Origin of the sequence: Microbacterium azadirachtae (genome assembly GCF_025583665.1) — a bacterium.
In the GTDB taxonomy this organism is placed as follows: domain Bacteria; phylum Actinomycetota; class Actinomycetes; order Actinomycetales; family Microbacteriaceae; genus Microbacterium; species Microbacterium azadirachtae.
The window spans coordinates 524,695-542,702 of sequence record NZ_CP099706.1 but is presented as its reverse complement, the minus strand read 5'-3'; the positions used below and the strand labels follow the sequence as shown (position 1 = coordinate 542,702).

At 72.0% G+C, this 18,008-nt stretch carries 16 protein-coding genes and 1 tRNA gene; 5 read left to right on the top strand and 12 right to left on the bottom strand.

The annotated features are described in order from the left end of the window. Window positions 1-5 precede the first annotated feature (5 nt). The 3 genes from NFX31_RS02540 to mmuM are packed head-to-tail and all read right to left on the bottom strand — an operon-like array spanning window position 6 to window position 4,332. On the bottom strand, window positions 6-2,072 hold the full coding sequence (locus NFX31_RS02540; protein ID WP_262956698.1) for a glycosyltransferase family 39 protein: 2,067 nt from the start codon (window positions 2,070-2,072) through the stop codon (window positions 6-8). Next, entirely contained in the window at window positions 2,069-3,346 is a 1,278-nt protein-coding gene (locus NFX31_RS02535) for a bifunctional glycosyltransferase family 2/GtrA family protein (protein WP_082072416.1), read from the bottom strand. The genes NFX31_RS02540 and NFX31_RS02535 overlap by 4 nt, the downstream gene beginning before the upstream one ends. 56 nt (window positions 3,347-3,402) lie before the next feature. Beyond that, window positions 3,403-4,332 carry a homocysteine S-methyltransferase gene (gene mmuM / locus NFX31_RS02530; RefSeq protein ID WP_262956696.1) on the bottom strand — a complete coding sequence of 310 codons (930 nt, stop codon included), beginning with the start codon at window positions 4,330-4,332 and terminating at the stop codon, window positions 3,403-3,405. A 62-nt stretch (window positions 4,333-4,394) separates the two neighbouring features. Between mmuM and NFX31_RS02525 the strand changes: the two genes are divergently transcribed. Beyond that, window positions 4,395-5,204, top strand: a complete 810-nt coding sequence (locus tag NFX31_RS02525; protein WP_091478721.1) for an IclR family transcriptional regulator — start codon at window positions 4,395-4,397, stop codon at window positions 5,202-5,204. Here NFX31_RS02525 and NFX31_RS02520 read toward each other — a convergent pair. From NFX31_RS02520 to NFX31_RS02510, 3 genes are all read right to left on the bottom strand, one after another. Further along, entirely contained in the window at window positions 5,198-5,947 is a 750-nt protein-coding gene (locus NFX31_RS02520) for an IclR family transcriptional regulator domain-containing protein (protein ID WP_045251532.1), read from the bottom strand. The genes NFX31_RS02525 and NFX31_RS02520 overlap by 7 nt on opposite strands. A 74-nt stretch (window positions 5,948-6,021) precedes the next feature. After that, the gene (gene alr, locus NFX31_RS02515) at window positions 6,022-7,149 is read right to left on the bottom strand and encodes an alanine racemase (protein ID WP_262956695.1); all 1,128 of its coding nucleotides are present in this window, start codon (window positions 7,147-7,149) and stop codon (window positions 6,022-6,024) included. Then, on the bottom strand, window positions 7,146-8,669 hold the full coding sequence (locus tag NFX31_RS02510) for an amino acid permease (RefSeq protein WP_091478727.1): 1,524 nt from the start codon (window positions 8,667-8,669) through the stop codon (window positions 7,146-7,148). The genes alr and NFX31_RS02510 overlap by 4 nt, the downstream gene beginning before the upstream one ends. Before the next feature lie 284 nt (window positions 8,670-8,953). On the opposite strand from NFX31_RS02510, the gene NFX31_RS02505 reads away from it, so the two are divergent. Both NFX31_RS02505 and NFX31_RS02500 read left to right on the top strand, forming a co-directional pair. Then, entirely contained in the window at window positions 8,954-10,009 is a 1,056-nt protein-coding gene (locus NFX31_RS02505; RefSeq protein WP_262956694.1) for a homoserine dehydrogenase, read from the top strand. Continuing rightward, window positions 10,006-11,415, top strand: coding sequence for an aldehyde dehydrogenase family protein (locus NFX31_RS02500; RefSeq protein WP_262956693.1), 1,410 nt, complete (start codon window positions 10,006-10,008; stop codon window positions 11,413-11,415). Before NFX31_RS02505 ends, NFX31_RS02500 begins: the two co-directional genes overlap by 4 nt. A 33-nt stretch (window positions 11,416-11,448) precedes the next feature. Here the strand turns inward: NFX31_RS02500 and NFX31_RS02495 are convergent, their stop codons facing one another. Continuing rightward, a complete protein-coding gene (locus NFX31_RS02495; RefSeq protein ID WP_045251528.1) occupies window positions 11,449-11,877 on the bottom strand; it encodes an Lrp/AsnC family transcriptional regulator in 429 nt (142 codons plus the stop codon). A gap of 103 nt (window positions 11,878-11,980) precedes the next feature. On the opposite strand from NFX31_RS02495, the gene NFX31_RS02490 reads away from it, so the two are divergent. Next, on the top strand, window positions 11,981-13,180 hold the full coding sequence (locus NFX31_RS02490) for a trans-sulfuration enzyme family protein (protein ID WP_091478733.1): 1,200 nt from the start codon (window positions 11,981-11,983) through the stop codon (window positions 13,178-13,180). Between the two features lie 115 nt (window positions 13,181-13,295). On the opposite strand, the gene NFX31_RS02485 is transcribed toward NFX31_RS02490, so the two are convergent. Beyond that, window positions 13,296-13,368 (bottom strand) — tRNA-Arg (locus NFX31_RS02485). Window positions 13,369-13,482: 114 nt separating this feature from the next. Next, window positions 13,483-14,124 (bottom strand): asparagine synthase, encoded by a 642-nt coding sequence (locus NFX31_RS02480; RefSeq protein WP_175526292.1) that lies wholly within the window; start codon window positions 14,122-14,124, stop codon window positions 13,483-13,485. 134 nt (window positions 14,125-14,258) lie between these two features. Between NFX31_RS02480 and NFX31_RS02475 the strand changes: the two genes are divergently transcribed. Then, window positions 14,259-15,161, top strand: a complete 903-nt coding sequence (locus NFX31_RS02475) for an SDR family NAD(P)-dependent oxidoreductase (protein WP_091478738.1) — start codon at window positions 14,259-14,261, stop codon at window positions 15,159-15,161. Here NFX31_RS02475 and NFX31_RS02470 read toward each other — a convergent pair. The 3 genes from NFX31_RS02470 to NFX31_RS02460 all read right to left on the bottom strand — a co-directional run bounded on the left by NFX31_RS02470 (window position 15,121) and on the right by NFX31_RS02460 (window position 17,990). Then, complete coding sequence (locus NFX31_RS02470) at window positions 15,121-15,876, bottom strand: GntR family transcriptional regulator (protein ID WP_262956689.1); 756 nt, start codon at window positions 15,874-15,876, stop codon at window positions 15,121-15,123. The genes NFX31_RS02475 and NFX31_RS02470 overlap by 41 nt on opposite strands. 103 nt (window positions 15,877-15,979) lie before the next feature. After that, a complete protein-coding gene (locus NFX31_RS02465; RefSeq protein WP_045251524.1) occupies window positions 15,980-16,513 on the bottom strand; it encodes a gluconokinase in 534 nt (177 codons plus the stop codon). Window positions 16,514-16,529: 16 nt separating this feature from the next. Further along, entirely contained in the window at window positions 16,530-17,990 is a 1,461-nt protein-coding gene (locus NFX31_RS02460) for a GntP family permease (protein ID WP_374700560.1), read from the bottom strand. Between the last annotated feature and the right edge of the window lie 18 nt (window positions 17,991-18,008).

Below are 18,008 nucleotides of genomic sequence, written 5' to 3'. Positions count from 1 at the left end.
CCGGTTCAATTCTGCGCCGTCAGGTCGTACACCGTCACGCCGTCGACGGTCTTCGCCGTGAAGTTCGCCTCAACCCACTGCTGGATGCGGGAGGACACGTCGCTGCCGCCGTTCGATCCTCCCATCCGCCCGCCGGCGATGAAGTAGTGGATCCGTCCCGCCGTGACGTAGGCCTGGAACTGGGCGAGCGTCGGCGACGGGTCGCTGCCGTTGAATCCGCCGATCGGCATCACGGCCGCCCCCGTACCCAGCTGATAGCCGGCCGCAGTCTGCGACCCGATCGTCGCGGCCGCCCAGGTGTAGGTCGAGGCGCCGGCGGTGAGGAGCGTCTTCATGGCGGAACCGACGGTGGAGGCCTCGAGCAGTCCGCCCGCGCCGCCCATCCCGCCACGGCCAGCGCCTCCGGCGCCGGTGCCGCGGGGGGTCGCCGCACCGGGCTGGCCTCCGGGGAAGCCGCCGTTCCCGCCGGGCGCGCCGCCGCCGAAGCCTCCGAAGCCGCCGTTTCCACCCGGCGTCCCGCCGGCGAAGCCGCGCCCGCCGAATCCACCCATGCCGCCCTGGACCGTCGGCCCCGCCGTCACGATGGAGCCGGAGTGGGCCGCGCCGACCGTTTCGATCGTGTACGCGGCAGGGGCCAGCAGCGCGCCCACGAGCAGCGCGGACAGGGTCGAGGCGGTGAGGATCCGCGACCGCGGCGGGATGAGGACGAGCAGGGCACCGGCGGCCGAGACGATCAGCACGACGACCTTCAGCCAGGGCAGCCAGGACCCCGCGCGGTCCAGCAGCACCCAGGCCCAGGCGGCCGTGATGACCGCCGACACGGCGAGCAGGATGCGCGCCCACAGCCGTTCCCGGTGCCGGAACAGGACGGCACCGGATGCCCCGAGGAGCCCGGCGAGCGGCGCGGCCAGCGCGACCGTGTAATACGCGTGGAAGATCCCGGCCATGAAGCTGAACGCGAGCATCGTGACGAGGAGCCAGCTCGCGAACGCGACGATCAGGATGCGGCGAGGATCCCGTCGCGGCGCCCGGCCGATGAGCACGAGGGCGCCGACGCAGAGGATCAGGGCCGCGGGGATCAGCCAGGAGATCTGCCCGCCGATCTCGTTCTCGAAGAGGCGGAACAGGCCCGTGGATCCCCACATCCCGCCACCGCCGGCGGCGGCCGCGCCACCGCCCCCGGTGACGCTTCCGGTCTCGTTCCCGGTGAGCCGTCCCAGGCCGTTGTAGCCGAAGGTGAGCTCGAGGAAGCTGTTCGTCTGCGAGCCGCCGATGTAGGGCCGCGCCGACGCCGGCACCAGTTCGACCACGGCGACCCACCAGCCGGCCGAGACGATCACGGCGCCCAGCGCGGCCAGCAGATGCCAGAGCCTCTTCAGGATCGGGACACCCGCGAACGCGGCGTACAGACCGGCGAGCACCGGCAGCACGAGGAACGCCTGCAGCTGCTTGGTCAAGAACCCGAAGCCGACAGCGACCCCGGCGAGCAGCAGCCAGCGCAGCCGATTCCGGTCGATCGCGCGCAAGGTCATCGCCACCGATGCGGTCAGCAGCAGCAGGAGCAGCGCGTCGGGGTTGTTGAACCGGAACATCAGCGCGGCGACGGGGGTCAGCGCGAACACGCCCGTCGAGACCAGCGCCGCGGCCGCGCCGAAACGCCGCCGCACGGTGAACAGGATGATCACGGCCGTCGCCACGCCCATGAGCGCCTCGGGAACCAGGATGCTCCACGAACTGAGCCCGAAGATCCTCGCCGACAGCTCCATCACCCACAGGCTCGCCGGCGGCTTGTCCACCGTGATGGAGTTGCCGGCGTCGCTGGATCCGTAGAAGAACGCGACCCAGTTCTGCGTGCCGGCCTGCACGGCGGCCGAGTAGAACGCGTTGGCCCAGCCGCTCGCGGCGAGATTCCAGACATACAGGATCCCAGTGAGCAGGAGCGCCCCGGCGAAGGCCGGCGCCTCCCACCGCGCGTTCGGGATCGCGGCTGCGACGGAGTTCGCGGCGGCGGGATCCGGTCCGGTCACCGAAGGGGCGGGCAGGGCGGGCGCGACAGCCACGGATGCGTTCATGATCGGTTCGCCTCCTGAGCGAGCAGGGTGAGGTGGTGACGGGTGGACAGCGGTTCGACGGGCTCGTCGGGCGCGGGTTCGCCCCTGCGGCGCCCGGGATCGCGGAACACCCAGATCTTCAGCAGCGCGAACCGCAGCAGCGTGGCGACGAGGTTCGCGATGGTGAGCACGCCCACCTCCACGAAGGCTCCCGGATGCGGATCCGCCGCGTGCAGGAGGACGAGGGATCCGCTCGTGAGCGCCCAGGCGATCCCGAAGACCACGAGCCCCTGCAGATGGTGCGTCGTGGCGCCCGTTCTGCCTCGGATGCCGAAGGTGAAGCGGCGGTTGGCGGCGGTGTTGGCGATCGCGGTGACCAGCAGTGCCAGGAAGTTCGCGGTCTGCGCCGGCATCACGACCTGGAGCACCAGATAGACCAGCGCATAGGCGATCGTGGACAGCGCGCCGATGACGCCGAAGCGCACGACCTGGGCGATCAGGGGAGTCCGGGGCTGCGCGAACGGGTGCCGCCCGATGTCCCGGTAGAGGTCGTCGACGGGGATCCGCCCGCGCGCGAGGCCCGTGCCGACGCGCACCATGCCCTTGAGATCGGCGGTCGCGGTCGCGACGATGTCGACCGAGCTGTGCGGATCGTCGACCCAGTCGACGGGCACCTCGTGGATGCGCAGCCCCGCGCGCTCCGCGAGGATCAGCAGTTCCGTGTCGAAGAACCACCCGGTGTCCTCGACATACGGCAGCAGGCGGCGGGCCACGTCGGCCCTGATCGCCTTGAACCCGCACTGCGCATCGCTGAACCGCGCGCCGAACGTGCCGCGCAGCAGCGCGTTGTAGGAGCGCGAGACGAACTCGCGCTTGCCGCCGCGCACGATGCGCGAGGCGCTCGCCAGGCGGGATCCGATCGCCAGGTCGGAATGGCCGCTGAGCAGCGGCGCGACCAGCGGCTGCAGCGCACGCAGATCCGTGGACAGGTCCTCGTCGAGGTAGACGAGCACCCGGGCCGGCGATGCCGACCAGGCCGCCTTGAGCGCGCGACCCCGCCCCTTCTCCGCCAGGTGCACCACCACCACGCGGTCGAGCCGGGCGGCCAGCCCCTCGGCGATCGCCGCCGTGCCGTCGGTGCTGGCGTTGTCGGCGATCGTGATCCGCCAGGAGCCCGGTGCCTCGGCCCTGAGATGCGCGTGCAGCAGCGCGATGCTCTGCTCGAGCGTCTCGTGCTCGTTGTGCACGGGGACGACGACGTCGAGGTCGAGGTCGGGAGCGGGATCCTGGGTCATGGGATCCATGCTCGGCACCGCCCCGGGACGAGCCCTTTGGCGACCCTATGGACGGGCTAAGACGCGACCGACGGCGCCGTCACGCGCCGGGAGAGTGCGGCGATGTCGGCCGGGCCGAAGCCGCAGCAGCCGCCGATGTAGCGGGCACCCGCGGCGATCCAGGCGTCCACGAGGTCGACGTCGAGCGGTCGCGCGTGCGACCAGGTCTTGGTGGTGCTGTCCCAGACGCCGCCGTGGTTCGGGTAGGCGATCGCGGGAAGCCCGGTCTCCGCCACGGCAGCCTCCACCGCGCCGAGCACGTCGCCCTCATCCGAGCAGTTGACGCCGGCAGCCACCAGCGAGCGGCGGCCGGCGAGCACGGCGAACGCCTCGGCCAGCGGCTGTCCGGCGCAGGTCTCCTCGCCGCGCACGGAATAGCTGAACCACGCCGGAACGCCGAGCTCGTCCAGCAGCGCCGCGATCACCACCGCCTCCTCGAGGTCCGGGATGGTCTCCACGGCGAGCAGATCCGGGCCTGCCTCGGCGAGCGCCTCCAGCCGCGGGCCGTGGAAGTCGCGCAGCCGCGACGGGGCCACTCCGTATCGCCCCCGGTACTCGGAGCCGTCCCCGAGCACAGCGCCGTAGGGGCCCACCGACGCCGCCACGAGCAGCCCCGGCCTCGACGCGGCGCACTCGTCGCGCACCTCCCGCGCGATGGTCACCCCGCGGCCGATGAGCGTCCTCGCCTCGGCGGCGTCCAGGCCCGCCGCGGTGAAGCCGCGCTCGCTCGCCTGGTAGGTGGCGGTGGTCGCGACGTGGGCTCCGGCCTCGAAGAAGGCGCGGTGGGCGCGTGCGATGCGCTCCGGCTCGTCGGCCAGCAGGCGTGCCGTCCACAGCGCGCCGCCCACCTCGATCCCCTGCTGCTCCAGGGCGGTCGACATCCCGCCGTCCAGGATCGTGAGCGGGAGGATCCCGCCCTCCGCGCCCGTCGTCTTCGTCCCGGTCATCGCTCCGCCTTCCCTCCGCCCGAGCCGCCGGACGCGCGCCGGCGGTCGAGTACGCTCATGCCATGCCGTTCGCCGAGGATCCCGACCTGCCCCGGACGAGCATGGGCCGCGGCCTGGACGTGCTCTCGGAGCTCGCGGCGCTGTCGGCCGCTGCTCCGCACGGCGTGGCGGTCCGGGACGTCGCCCTCGCGCTCGACCGGGAACGCTCGCAGGTGTCCCGCACCCTCTCCGCGCTCGCCGATCGGGGCCTCGTCGTGCGCGGCGACGACCACCGCTACCGCCTCGCGTGGAGCTGGTACGCGACGGCGCAGGAGCTGACGGAGCGACGGCTGCACACCGCCGGACTGCCGGTGCTCGACGCGCTCGCCGAGGCCACAGGCGAGGCGTGCTTCCTCGGAGTCCTGCAGGGCGACAGCACGCTGACCGTCGTGGAGAGCATCCCCGCCGGATCCCGCATGATCGGGTCGTGGGTGGGCCGCGCCTATCCCGCGTTCTGCAGCGACGCGGGGCGTGCGGTGCTGTGGGACGCGTCCGACGAGGAGGTGCGCGCCGTGTTCGCCCGGACCTCGTTCTCGAGCCCGGGACCGAACGCCCCCGCCTCCGTCGACGACTTCCTCGATCGGCTGCGCGCCTCGCGTGCGCTCGGATACGCGGTCGTCGACCAGGAGGCCGAGCCGGAGCTGTACTCGGTCTCGGCGCCGGTCTGGGACTTCCGGGACGAGGTGGCCGCGGGCGTGCAGATCGTCGGCGAGCGACGCGCTCTGCGTCCGCGCACAGCGGAGCTCGCGGAGGCGTGCGTCGCGGCCGCGGAGGCGCTGTCGAAAGCGCTCGGCGCCCCCGAGGAGCGCCGCGGGAGCCACACCGCTCACTGAGCGGTCGCCAGCGCGCTCAGCCGATCGCGGGCCTCCGCCAGCGCCACGCGGGCGGCACGGACGGGCCCTCGGCCGTGGCGTGCACCGCTCAGGGCGATCGAGGCGACGATCCCGTCCCGCCCGCGGATCGGCAGGGCGATCTCGGCCACCCCCTCCGCATACTCGTCGGAGGCCACGATCAGCCCGTCCGCCCGGTCGCGCTCCATGAGGTCGTGCACCTGGCCGGCGGTCCGCGCGGCGGCCGGACCGCCGATGCCGACGAACTGCACCTCCCGCAGCCGCTCCTCCAGCTCCGAGCGGGAGTCGTCCCAGAGCAGGGCCCGGCCGGCGGCCGTGCACCAGATCGGGGCGATGCCGTAGGGCACGGCGACGTCGGTCGACCCCGCTCCCGCCGCGGAGCGCAGCAGCAGTGCGCGCGGGCCGTCCGCCGCGGCGAGGAGGGCGGTCATCCTCAGCGTCGAGGCCAGGATCCGCAGCTCCTGTCGCGCGGCGCGCAGCCAGGGCTGGTCGAGGGCACGCGCCGTGCGGAAGTAGGCATCCCCGGCGCTGAGCACGCCGGCCTCGTCGCGATCGAGGAAGCGCAGCGCCCGCAGTTCGGCGGTCAGCCGCGACACCCTGCTGCGCTCGATCCCGGTCGTCTCCGCGAGCCGGGAGGCGTTGTGCCCGGCACGGCCCGAGCGCTCCCGCTCAGCCGCCGATTCGAGCAGCGTCAGTCCCTGCGACAGGGACGAGGGAGCAGACACCCCGCCTCCCTTCGTCGCCCGGCCGCGGCGCGGCGAGCCGGATCCGGCCAGCCTACCCGGCGCTTGCGCGCTCCTCACGTCGGTCCTCCGCGCCGCGCCAGGCGGGGCAGCAGGCGCCCCCACGCGGTGTAGAGGTCGGCCGCGATCTGGCCTGAGGCGCGCTCCAGATCCTGCATCGTGATCGCGTCGCCGCCCTGGGCGCCCGCGAGCGTCACCTCGTCCCCGACCTGCACGGCGGGGTGGTCGGTCACGTCGACGAGCAGGGTGTTCATCGCGTGCCTGTCGACCACGGGAGCCCGCCGCCCGCCCACCAGCACCTCGGCGCGGCCGCCGAGGACACGGTGGAATCCATCGGCGTATCCGAGCGGCACGACGGCGAGGCGCGACGTGCGGGCGGTGTGGTGCGTACGGTCGTATCCGGCCGTGCGTCCGGGCGGATAGACGTTGATCGCGGCGACCCGCGAGAGCAGGCGCATCGCGGGCCGGAGGAGCCCGGGCGCGGCGGACGTGTCGCCGTAGAGCGCGGCGCCCACGCGCACGAGGTCGAACCGCGAGGCGGGCACCGACAGCGCCGCGAACGAGGTCGCGCAGTGCCGCTCGAGCCGCCGCCCTACGCCGGCGGCCAGCAGCGCCGCGGCCTCCGCCGACTGGGAGCGGAACTCCTCGGCCCCCTCGGCGACGTCGTGCTCGTCCTCGCAGGGGAAGTGCGCGCAGACGCCGATCGGATGCACGCCCGGCAGGGCGCCGACCGCGGCGACCTCCTCGGGGCCGCCCGCACGGCGCAGGTCGATGCCGTCCCGGCTGAGCCCCGTCGCGTTGATCGAGACGTGCGCCCCGATGCGGCGACCGATCGCGCGCGCCGCCGCGTCGACCTCACGCGCGTGGGCGAGTCCGCCGATCCACTCCTCGACGTGCGCCGGGGCCGCGTCCTCGATCTCTTCGCGCAGCGCGGTGCGCACGCGCACGATCCGCCCGCGGAACCCGAGCCTCCTCGCCGCGTGCGCCTCGTCGTTCGCGGTGACGCCGATCATGCCGACCCCCGCTGCCATGAGGACCGGGAGGACGAGGTCGACGCCGTGGCCGTACGCGTCCGCCTTGACCACTCCGCAGAGCGGCGTGGTGCCGAGCTCTCGCTGCACCGCCGCGACGTTGTGCGCGATGGCGTCGACGTCGACCTCGATCCATCCCGGCCCGCGGGTCATCGTCCGATGCCGGCGATGGGCTCCTCGGCCGCCGGGTCCTCCGCGCGATCGACCGGGGCCTCCTCGGAGACCGTGTGGACGCGTGCGGCGCCGCGCCGTCCGTACCGCCACCAGAAGTACAGGTAGCAGAGGCCCACGAACGGCAGGCCGAAGTACAGCGCGGCGATCTGGTTCGGGTCGAACGCGATCGCGACGACCGAGACCAGCAGCAGCACGAACGCGACGATCGGCACGATCGGGTACAGCGGCGTACGGTAGGGCAGCGTCGAGACATCCCCGCCCCGGCGCAGGAACGCCCTGCGGTGGAAGAACTGCGCGGCGACGATCGACATCCACACGGCGACGACCGCGAAGCCCGCGATCGACACCAGCGCGAGGTAGACCGTCTCCGCGGCGATCACGCTGGACAGCAGCGAGACGAGCCCCAGCACCATGCTCACGCTGAGGGCGACGATCGGGATGCCGCGGCGGGTGAGCCGGGTGAAGGCCTTCGGCGCATGGCCCTCCTCGGCGAGCGAGAACAGCATGCGCGCGCACGAGAACAGGCCGCTGTTGCCCGCCGACAGCAGGGCGGTGATGATGACGAAGTTCATGATGTCGGGCGCGAACGGCACGCCGACGTACTGGAACACGTCCACGAACGGGCTGCTCGTCACGCTGGCCTTGTCGTAGGGCAGGATCGCGGCGATCACCGTGATGGATCCCACGAACAGCACCAGCAGGCGCAGCACCGTGGAGCGCAGCGCGCGAGGGATGTTGCGCCCCGGATCCTTCGTCTCGCCGGCGGCGACGCCGATGAGCTCGGATCCGCTGAACGCGTAGAACACGGCGAGCGAGGTCATCAGCACGCCGCCGACCCCGCCGGGGAAGAGCCCGTGCGGCGTCTCGAAGTTGCGGAACAGCAGCGCCGCGGGGTGCTCGTCGGACAGCGGCGTGAAGCCGAAGATGGCGGCGGCGCCGAGCACGATCAGCACGACGATCGCGAGCACCTTGATGAGCGAGAACCAGAACTCGGTCTCACCGAACACGCGTGCGGAGATCGCGTTGATCGAGAACAGCGCGGCCGCGAACACGAGGCACCACACCCACACCGGCACTCCGGGGAACCAGCGCTGCATGAGGATGCCGGCCGCGGTGAACTCGGATCCGAGCGCGACCACCCAGCACAGCCAGTACAGCCAGGCCGTGGTGAAGCCGGTGGCCGGGCCGATCGAACGGGCCGCGTAGATGTGGAAGGCGCCGGAGACCGGGTAGGCCGTGGCGAGTTCGCCGAGGCACGCCATCACGAGGTAGACGACGAGGGCGCCGATCAGGTACGCGATGATCGCGCCCAGCGGTCCCGCCTGGCTGATCGTGTAGCCGGAGCTGAGGAACAGCCCGGATCCGATCACCCCGCCCAGGGCGATCATGATGAGGTGGCGTGCGTCCATCGACCGCTGTAGTCGGCGCAGCGGCACCTGGGTGGCCGTGGTGCGGGGCAGCGCGTTGGGGAGTTCCTTCTCCCCGGGCAATGGGCTCATGAGGTCTCGCATTCAAGGTCGGGAGGGGCTGAGACGAAAGGATCGTGCCATATCACCACACCAGTGTGCTGATGTCGCACGAATTGTTTCCGGACATTACCCGGCGTCCCGGCGCCGCACAAGCGTTCCCGCCCCTCGGATCAGCTCCGGCGGAAGGTCGGGGCACATCGTCACCCGCACTGCCGCATCGGCAGCGCGCACGCCCACTCCGGCAGGCGCGGCCTGCCCGTACGCGCACCGAGGATGGGGGCCGCAGTATCCATCCACTCTCGAAGGAGTCCGCCGTGCATCGTCACGACCTCGCCCTCATCGGCTTCGGCGGCGTCAATCGCGCCCTCGCCGAGATCATCCACTCCCGGGGAACGGCGCTCGCCGACGACCTGGGCTTCGAGCTCCGCGTCGTGGCCATCACCGACCTTCGGCTCGGATCACTCATGCAGGCAGACGGCATCGATCTCGGAGCGGTGTTCGCGATGGCCGAGGGCGCCACGTTCGCCGGGATGCCGGGAGGCGCCGCCGTTCCGCAGAACGACTTCGTCATCCGCAGCACCACGGCGGACATCGTCGTCGAGGCCACCTTCACCAATCCCGTCGACGGCGAGCCTGCGGTGTCGCACGTGCGCGCGGCGCTGGAGAGCGGCAAGAGCGTGACCACGACCAACAAGGGGCCGGTCGCGCTCGCGGGCGCCGAGCTGCGCCGCATCGCCGAGGAGCACGGCGCGCGCTTCGAGCACGAAGGCGCCGTGATGAGCGGCACGCCCGTGCTGCGCTTCGCCTCCGACATGCTCCGCGGCACCCGGATCTCCGGGGTCGAGGGGATCCTGAACGGCACGAGCAACTTCGTGCTCGGCCGGATGGAGGCCGGCGCCACGCTCGCGGAGGCCGTCGCCGAGGCGCAGGCGCTGGGCTACGCGGAGGCCGACCCGACCGCCGACATCGAAGGCTCCGACGTGCAGCTCAAGGTCGTGATCCTCGCCAACGAGATCCTGGGCGCCGGGATCACGACCACCGACGTCGTGCGTCGCGGGATCTCCGCCATCTCGCCGGAGGACATCGCCGCCGCCGCGGCGGAGGGACGGCGCTGGAAGCTCATCGGCTCCGCGGTCCGCACGCCCGACGGCGGCGTGGCCGCATCGGTCGAGCCCGTGGCGCTGCCGCTCGCGCACCCGCTGGCTGGCGTGTCCGGTGCCACCAACGCGGTCTCGTTCGACACCGACCTCCTCGGCACGGTGACCGTGTCGGGTCCCGGCGCCGGCCGCATGGAGACGGCGTATGCGCTGCTGTCCGACATCATCGCGATCGACGCGCACCAGCGCGCCGGCGTGGAGGCCGCGCGATGAGCGCTCCCGCCGCGCTGGGTACGGACGCGTCCGCCGACGAGCTGCTCGTCCACGACCCCTACACCGGCCAGGTGATCGGCGCCGTGCCCTGCCGCTCCGCCGAAGACGTCGAGCTCGTCCTCGCGGGCGCCCGGGTGGGCTTCGAGATCGCGCGAGGCCTCACCCGGTTCGAGCGCCACGGCATCCTCGAGCGCGCCGCCGCCCTGCTGCGCGCCCGCGCCGATGAGGCGGCGGGGCTGATCGTGCGCGAGGCGGGCAAGACCATCCGGCAGGCGCGCAAGGAGGTGCGCCGTGCCGTGACGACCCTGTCGCTGTCCGCAGAGGCGGCGCGCTCGAACGCGGGCGAGGTCATCCCGTTCGACGCCTTCGAGGGCTCGACGAACCGGCGCGGCTGGTTCACCCGCGAGCCGCTCGGCGTGGTCGTCGCGATCACCCCGTACAACGACGCCCTCAACCTCGTCGCCCACAAGCTGGGTCCCGCCGTGGCGGCGGGCGACTCCGTGATCCTCAAGCCCTCTCCGTTCACGCCGCTCACCGCCCGGTTCCTCGTCGAGGTGCTCGTCGACGCCGGGATGCCGCCCGAGATCGTCACCGTTGTGCACGGGGCCCGCGAGCTCGGCCAGCGCCTCGTCGCCGCGCGCGATGTGCGCCTGGTGTCCTTCACGGGCGGCTTCGCCACGGGCGAGGCGATCGCCCGCGGCGCCGGACTCAAGCGGCTCGCGATGGAGCTCGGCGGCAATGCGCCCGTCGTCGTGTTCTCGGACGCCGACATCACCGCCGCCGTCGACGCCTGCGTCTCGGGAGCCTTCTGGGCCGCGGGCCAGAACTGCGTCGGAGCGCAGCGGATCCTGGTCCAACGGGACGTGTACGAGCAGTTCCGGGCGGACTTCACGGCGCGGACTCGCGAGCTCGTCGCCGGGGATCCGTCCGACGAGCGCACCGATGTCGGCCCGATGATCTCGCCCGAGGCCGCCGCACGCGCCGAGAGTCTCGTCGAGGACGCCGTCTCCGCCGGGGCGAGGGTGCTCGCCGGGCACCGCAGGGAGGGCTCGGTGTACTGGCCGACCGTCGTCGAGGACGTGCCCTCCTCCTGCGCGCTGTGGTGCGACGAGGCGTTCGCGCCGATCGCCGTGCTGTCGCCGTTCGACACCGAGGAGGAGGCCGTCGCGCGGGCCAACGAGATCGAGTACGCGCTGCACGCGGGGATCTTCACGTCGGATCTGTCCCGATCGCTGCGGGTGTCGGAGCAGATCGAGGCCGGCGGCGTGATGATCAACGACTCGTCGGACTACCGCATCGACAGCATGCCGTTCGGCGGCGCCAAGTACGGGAGCATGGGCCGCGAGGGCGTGCGCTTCGCGTTCGAGGAGATGACGCAGCCCAAGGTGGTCTGCCTCACCGCCTGACCGTTCGCCGTGGCGACGCGGGGAACCGCGTCGTCACGGGCGGTCGATGACCTGCGCGAGCGACACCGACGTCACCGTGTTCGCCACTCCCGGGAGGGCGGCGATGTGCTCCCAGATCTCGCCGACGCGGTCCATCCCCTCGGCCTGCACGATGGCGAGCAGATCGAACTCCCCGGACAGGACGTCGCAGCGCACGATCTCCGGGATCCGGGAGAGCTCGGTCACCACATGCGCGCCTCGCATGCGGTCCTCCCGGTAGACCAGCACGATCGCGGTCACGCGTCGCGGAGATCCCGCCCCCGAGACGACGGTGTAGCCGCCGATGACGCCGTCGCGCTCCATCCGCTCGATGCGCTGCTTCACCGCGTTGCGGGACAGGTGCACCCGCGCTGCGAGGGTCACCAGCGGCGTGCGCGCGTCCGCCGTCAGTTCGGACAGGATCCTGTGGTCCGTGCCGTCCATCTTGCCCCTGCTCGTGTCGTGCAATATAAACAACTGAAGATGCAGATATAACACACTCGATGCCGCGGACGCCACCGTGCCCGCCCCAGCCCAGGAGGATCCCATGTCCGAACGCCCCGACCGCACCCGGCCCGGCACCCTGTCCGATTCGAGCCTCGCCGTGCACGGCGGGATCCAACTCGACTCGACCCTGGCGCTGCGCACGCCGCTCGTGATGGCGAACTCGTACCAGCTTCCGGACGACCCGAGCGAGATCAGCTGGTCGGCGAATGCGCCGGGGCTCTACACGCGCAACACGGGTGTGAACCAGCAGGCCCTGCAGGAGAAGCTCGCCGCCCTGGACGACGGGGAGGACGCGGTGGCGCTCGCCTCGGGCGTGGCGGCGCTTCACGCCGTGTTCTTCACCTACGTCCGCGCCGGAGACCACGTCGTCGTCAGCGACGTCACCTACGAGGCGACGTGGCGTCTGTGGTCGGAGCTGCTGCCCCAGCGCTACGGCATCGAGGCGACGTTCGTCGACATCACCGACCACGACGCGGTCCGCGCGGCCATGCGCCCGAACACCCGCCTGGTGTGCGTCGAGACGATCGCGAACCCCACGACCCAGGTCACCGACGTCGCGGCGATCGCCGCCATCGCGCACGAGGCCGGAGCGATCCTCATGGTCGACTCCACCTACACGCCGCCGCCCGTCTACCGGCCCCTGCGCGACGGCGCCGACCTCGTCGTGCACTCGCTCAGCAAGTACGTCAACGGTCACGGCGATGCGATGGCCGGAGCGGTCGTCGGCAGCCGCGCGCTCATCGACCCGATCAAGGCCGACGCGATGATCGACGTCGGCGGCATCATCTCCCCGTTCAACGCATGGCAGATCCAGCGCGGCTCGGTGACGCTGCCGATGCGCATGCGCCAGCACAGCGAGTCCGCGCAGGCGATCGCCGAGCTCCTGGACGCGGATCCGCGCGTCGCGTACGTCTCCTACCCCGGGCTGCCGTCGCACCCGCAGCATGAGCTGGCCGTGCGCCAGTTCGGCCGCAGCTTCAGCGGGATGATGTCCTTCGCCGTCGACGGCGACCCGGACACGCAGAACCGGTTCGTCGCGAACCTGCGCCTGATCACGTCGGGCTTCTCGCTCGGCCACGACGACTCGCTGATCGTGCACACCGGCACGGAGGGCGGGCGGGTGGCCGCGTACCCGGAGCCGTTCCGCCGGCTCGGGCACCTGCGCCTCTCGGTGGGCCTCGAGGACACGGCGGATCTCCTGGCCGACCTGCGGGCGGCCCTCGACGAGACGTTCGCCTGAGGATCCGACTCGGCCGGCGCGGGGACCCCGTGCCGGCCGAGCCGCTCGCGCATACCTCCGGAAACAGCGAAACGGCCCGCCGAAGCGGGCCGTTTCTTACTGTCTCAACACAGTGTGCGCCTGGAGGGACTCGAACCCCCAACCTTCTGATCCGTAGTCAGATGCTCTATCCATTGAGCTACAGGCGCATCCGGTCTTTCACAAGACCGCCCGCTCTCGCGGGCCTCGTCAACAATACCCCAGAGGCGGCCCCGAACGCGAATCGAGAGGTCCGCGCGCGGATCCCCCGGGCGTGGCGGAGGTCAGCGCAGCTGCTTGGCGGCGCGCTTCTCCTCGCGCTCGGCGGCCTTCGCCGCGGCCTTGTCCGCCTTCTCCGCCGCCTTGTCCGCCTTCTCGCGGTTCTTCTTCCTCGCGCGCTGCTCCGACGCGAGCGCCTGCAGGTCGACCAGACGCAGGGCCTGCATCCGCGCCTCGCGCATGGTCTCGTAGTCGGGATCCTCGTCCGGCCTCATCGCCTCGACGGTGAGCCGGCTCTGCAGGTTGCCCGCCACGTCGCCCCACGCGGCCGCCCGCGCCGCCTCCACGAGGAACCGCAGCGTCTCGGGGTCGTCGGCCATCTCCCGCAGCCGGTCGGCCACGGCGGAGGACTGCTTGGCCCGCTTCTTGAGGTTGCGCACGTCGCGGTCGCGGTAGTCGTGGGTGCCGTGCGGATCGGAGTACCGTCCGTGGGCGCGCTTGCGCAGCTTGTTGGCCAGCTCCGCCGCGTCCTCCGACTCCGCGGCGAGCGCGAGCAGCGCCTCGTGGGCGTCGTTCATGTACTTGGCGACGTCGAAGGAGCCGCCCTGCGCGATCGTGCCCACCAGGATGTGGTTCTTGACGGTCAGTCGGGCGGCCGACGTGGCGATCGCCACGCCCTCGGCGATGGCGTCAGCGCTCTTTCCCACTCCGACCTCCCTCTGCATCGAGCGTACCGGTTCCCGTTCCGCAACAGCAGGGCGATGGGGCAGGATGGGGACCAGCGTTGCGCCCACCCGACGCCCGCGACGACGCGTGCGAGGGCGCAGCCGTAGGAGGAGCGTTGCCCGTTCTCGACGCAGCAGGGCGCAGCAGTGCCATCACCGGTGCCGCCAACGGCATCGGTGCCGAGGTCGCGCGTGCCCTCGGCCGCCGCGGAGCCCGCCTCGCCCTGATCGACCGCGATCGCGCGGGCCTGAACCGGCTCGCCGAGGAGCTGCGCGCATCGGGAGCCGAAGTGACCGTGCACCCCGTCGATCTGCGCGACGACGCCGCCGTGTCGGCCGCCGGGGCCGAGATCGAGGCGGCCCACCCTCAGCTGCAGACGCTCATCACCTGCGCCGGATCCTCGATGCTCGGATCCCTCGATCAGCTCACGATGGAGGAGATGCGCTGGCTGATGGACATCAACCTGTGGGGCACGGTGTCGATCACCAAGGCTCTGCTCCCGTCGCTGCGGCGCTCTCCCGCAGCGCACATCACGCACATCGCCAGCATCTACGCCCTCGCCTCGCCGGGCGGCCGGATCCCCTACGCGATGACGAAGTTCGCGGTGCGCGCCTTCTCCGAAGCGCTCATGCACGAGCTCGAGGGCTCGTCCGTCAGCGTCGGAGCGGTGTATCCCGCCGGCGTGCGCACGGGCATCATCCTGCACGGACGCTACGCGGCGGCGATCGATCCGGGCGTCGCGGGGCGTGCCGCCGCGGCACAGGCCGCGATGTACCACATGGAGCCCTCCGAGGCCGCGGAGCGCATCGTGCGGGCGACCCTCCGGCGACGCCCCCGCACCCTCATCGGGCGCGAGACCCGCCTGGTCGACGCTCTCGTGCGGCTCGCCCCGGTGCGCTACTGGGGGCCGATGCGCCGACCGCTGCGCGAGGCGATCGACACCACCACTCCGATGTCGCCGCGCCGATCGGAGGCCGTCACTCCCCCGCGACGGGGATCTGCTCCAACGCCGGGATAGACTCGGCGTCCACCCGCTCGGCGGCGCCGCGTTCGGCCGCCACCTGCTCCCGGATCGCCGCCGTCTCCGCGTTGTACTCGGCGAGCTTGCGCAGCGCGTTCTCCGTGCCCGCCCTCAGGTGCCGCTGCACGCGCAGGCGCAGCGTGGCCGTGTCGCGGGCGGCGAACGACTCGAAGATGCGCGCGTGGTCCTCGGCCATCCCGACCAGGTCGTCGTGCTCGCGGAACAGCAGCAGGAGGCGTCCGCGCATCATGCCGAGGATCTCGTTGACGGTCGCGTTCTCGGCGAGCTCCGCCATCACCAGGTGGAACTCCGCGCCCGCCGTGTGCGCCGCAGCCGCGTCGCCCATCCCGGCCGCGGCGAACTCCCGCTTCAGCGCCGCCTCGACCTTGGCCAGGCCCTCCGAGTCGTGACGGACCGCGGCGAGCTCGAAGACGAGGACCTCGAGCACGTCGCGCACCTGGGCGATGTCGCGCACGTCGTCTTCGGTGAACCGCCGCACCACGGCCCACGATCGCGGTCGGGCGGTGAGCAGCCCTTCGCTCAGCAGCTGGCGGATCGCCTCCCGCACCGGCAGCCGGCTCACGGCGAGCTCGTCGGCGATGTCGCGCTCGATCAGGCGATCGCCGGAACGGCGCTGCCCGGAGAGGATGGACTCGCGCAGCAGTCGCACCACCCTCGCCGACTCCAGCTCCACGCTCGCCGCGTTCCCCATGGGGACATTGTGGCACCGTCGCCGGAGGCCGCAACCTGTCGCACCGCGTCCGGCTCCGCGTGGCTGCGGGGCGCCGCGCGTCGGCGGCGCCCCGCGGTGGTCGTCAGCGCCCGGTCGGCGTGCCGTGCGCGTCGAGCCAGTTCAGCACCTGCTGCACCGCTTCCTGGGCGGGCAGGGCCGCATCCACGACGAAGCCCGCCTCGTCGGGTCCGAGCGGCTCCAAGGTCTCCAGCTGCGAGTCCAGCAGCGAGGCCGGCATGAAGTGGCCGAGCCGCCGGCCCAGCCGCTCGGCGAGGTCGTGGCGGGTGCCCTCGAGATGAACGAACTCCACGCCCGGGAGCGCCAGGATCTCGCGGTAGCTGCGCCGCAGCGCGGAGCAGGTGACGATCGCGGACTCGCCGGCGTCGATCCGGGCCGAGATCCAGTCGCGGATCAGTGCGAGCCAGGGCCAGCGGTCCTCGTCGGTGAGCGGGATCCCCGCCTCCATCTTGGCGACGTTCGCCGCCGGGTGCAGGTCGTCCCCCTCCTGCAGCGGCCAGCCCAGCCGGCCGGCCAGCAGGCCGGCGAGCGTGCTCTTGCCCGATCCGGAGACCCCCATGACCACGAGGATCCGGGGCGGCGTCTTCTGCGTCGTCATCGTCCGCTCCCTTCGATCAGCCGACGAACACGCCGAGGATCATCGCTCCCGCGAGGCCGACGATCGAGATGAGGCACTCCATGATCGACCACGTCTTCAGCGTCTGCGGGATGCTCAGGCCGAAGTACTCCTTGATGAGCCAGAAACCGGCGTCGTTGACGTGCGAGAGGAACACGGATCCCGCGCCGATCGCCAGCACCAGCAGGGCGGATCCCGCGGACGAGAGGCCCAGGTCGTGCACGAGCGGCTGCAGGATGCCGGCTGCCGTGATGGTCGCGACGGTGGCGGATCCGGTGGCGACACGGATCAGCACCGCGACGAGCCAGGCGAAGAACAGCACGATGGGCAGCGCGCCGCCGATGCCGGAGATCGCGTGCGCGATGACCGTGCCGATCGTGGAGTCGACGAGCACCTGCTTGAAGCCGCCGCCGGCGCCGACGATGAGCAGGATCCCGGCGATCGCGGGCAGCGAGGAGGACACCGAGGCGCCGACCTGCTTCGCGCTCATCCCGCCGCCGCGGCCCAGCACGACCATGCCCACGAGCACGGCGATGAGCAGCGCGATCATCGGCTTGCCGAGGAAGTCGACGATGCCCTTGAGCACCGAGGTGTCGGTGGGCGCGACGATGTCGACGATCGCGGCGAGCAGCATGAGGAACACCGGCAGCAGGATGCTGAAGAGGGTGGCCCCGAAGCCGGGGCGCTTGCGCGCCTGGACCGTCGCGGTCTCACCGGCCTGCGCCGTGTCCTCCGCGGTCTGGAACAGGGCCGGGACCGGCACGTCCACCCAGCGCGCAGCGAGGCGGCCGAACAGCGGACCGGCGATGATAACGGTCGGGATCGCGATGAGCACGCCGAAGGCGAGCGTGAGGCCGAGGTTCGCGCCGATCAGGCCGATGGCGGCGAGCGGTCCGGGGTGCGGCGGCACGAGGCCGTGCATGGCGGAGAGTCCGGCGAGCGTCGGGATGGCGATCTTGATGAGCGAGACGCCGGAACGACGGGCGACGAGGATGATCACCGGGACGAGCAGCACGAGGCCGACCTCGAAGAACATCGGCAAGCCGATGAGCGCGCCGACGAGGCCCATCACCCAGGGCAGCGCCGCGGTGCTCGCCTTGGAGATCAGGGTGTCGACGACCCGGTCGGCGCCGCCGGAGTCGGCGAGCAGCTTCCCGTAGATGGCGCCGAGGGCGATGAGCACTCCGACGCCGCCGGCGGTGGAGCCGAACCCGTTGGAGAAGCTCGTGACGGTCTGCGTCGCGGACATCCCGGCGACGAGGCCGGTCACGATCGCGCCGATCACGAGCGAGAGGAACGGATGCAGCTTCACCCAGGTGATGAGCACCACGATCGTCGCGATGCCGATGAGAGCGGCGAGGATCAGCACCCATTCGGGGGCGGTCGTCGTGGGCGGCACCGGATCGGCGGCGGACACGAGCATTCCGGGAACGGAGGCGAGCAGGTTCGACATGGCCATGAGCTTCCTTGGTCTGGC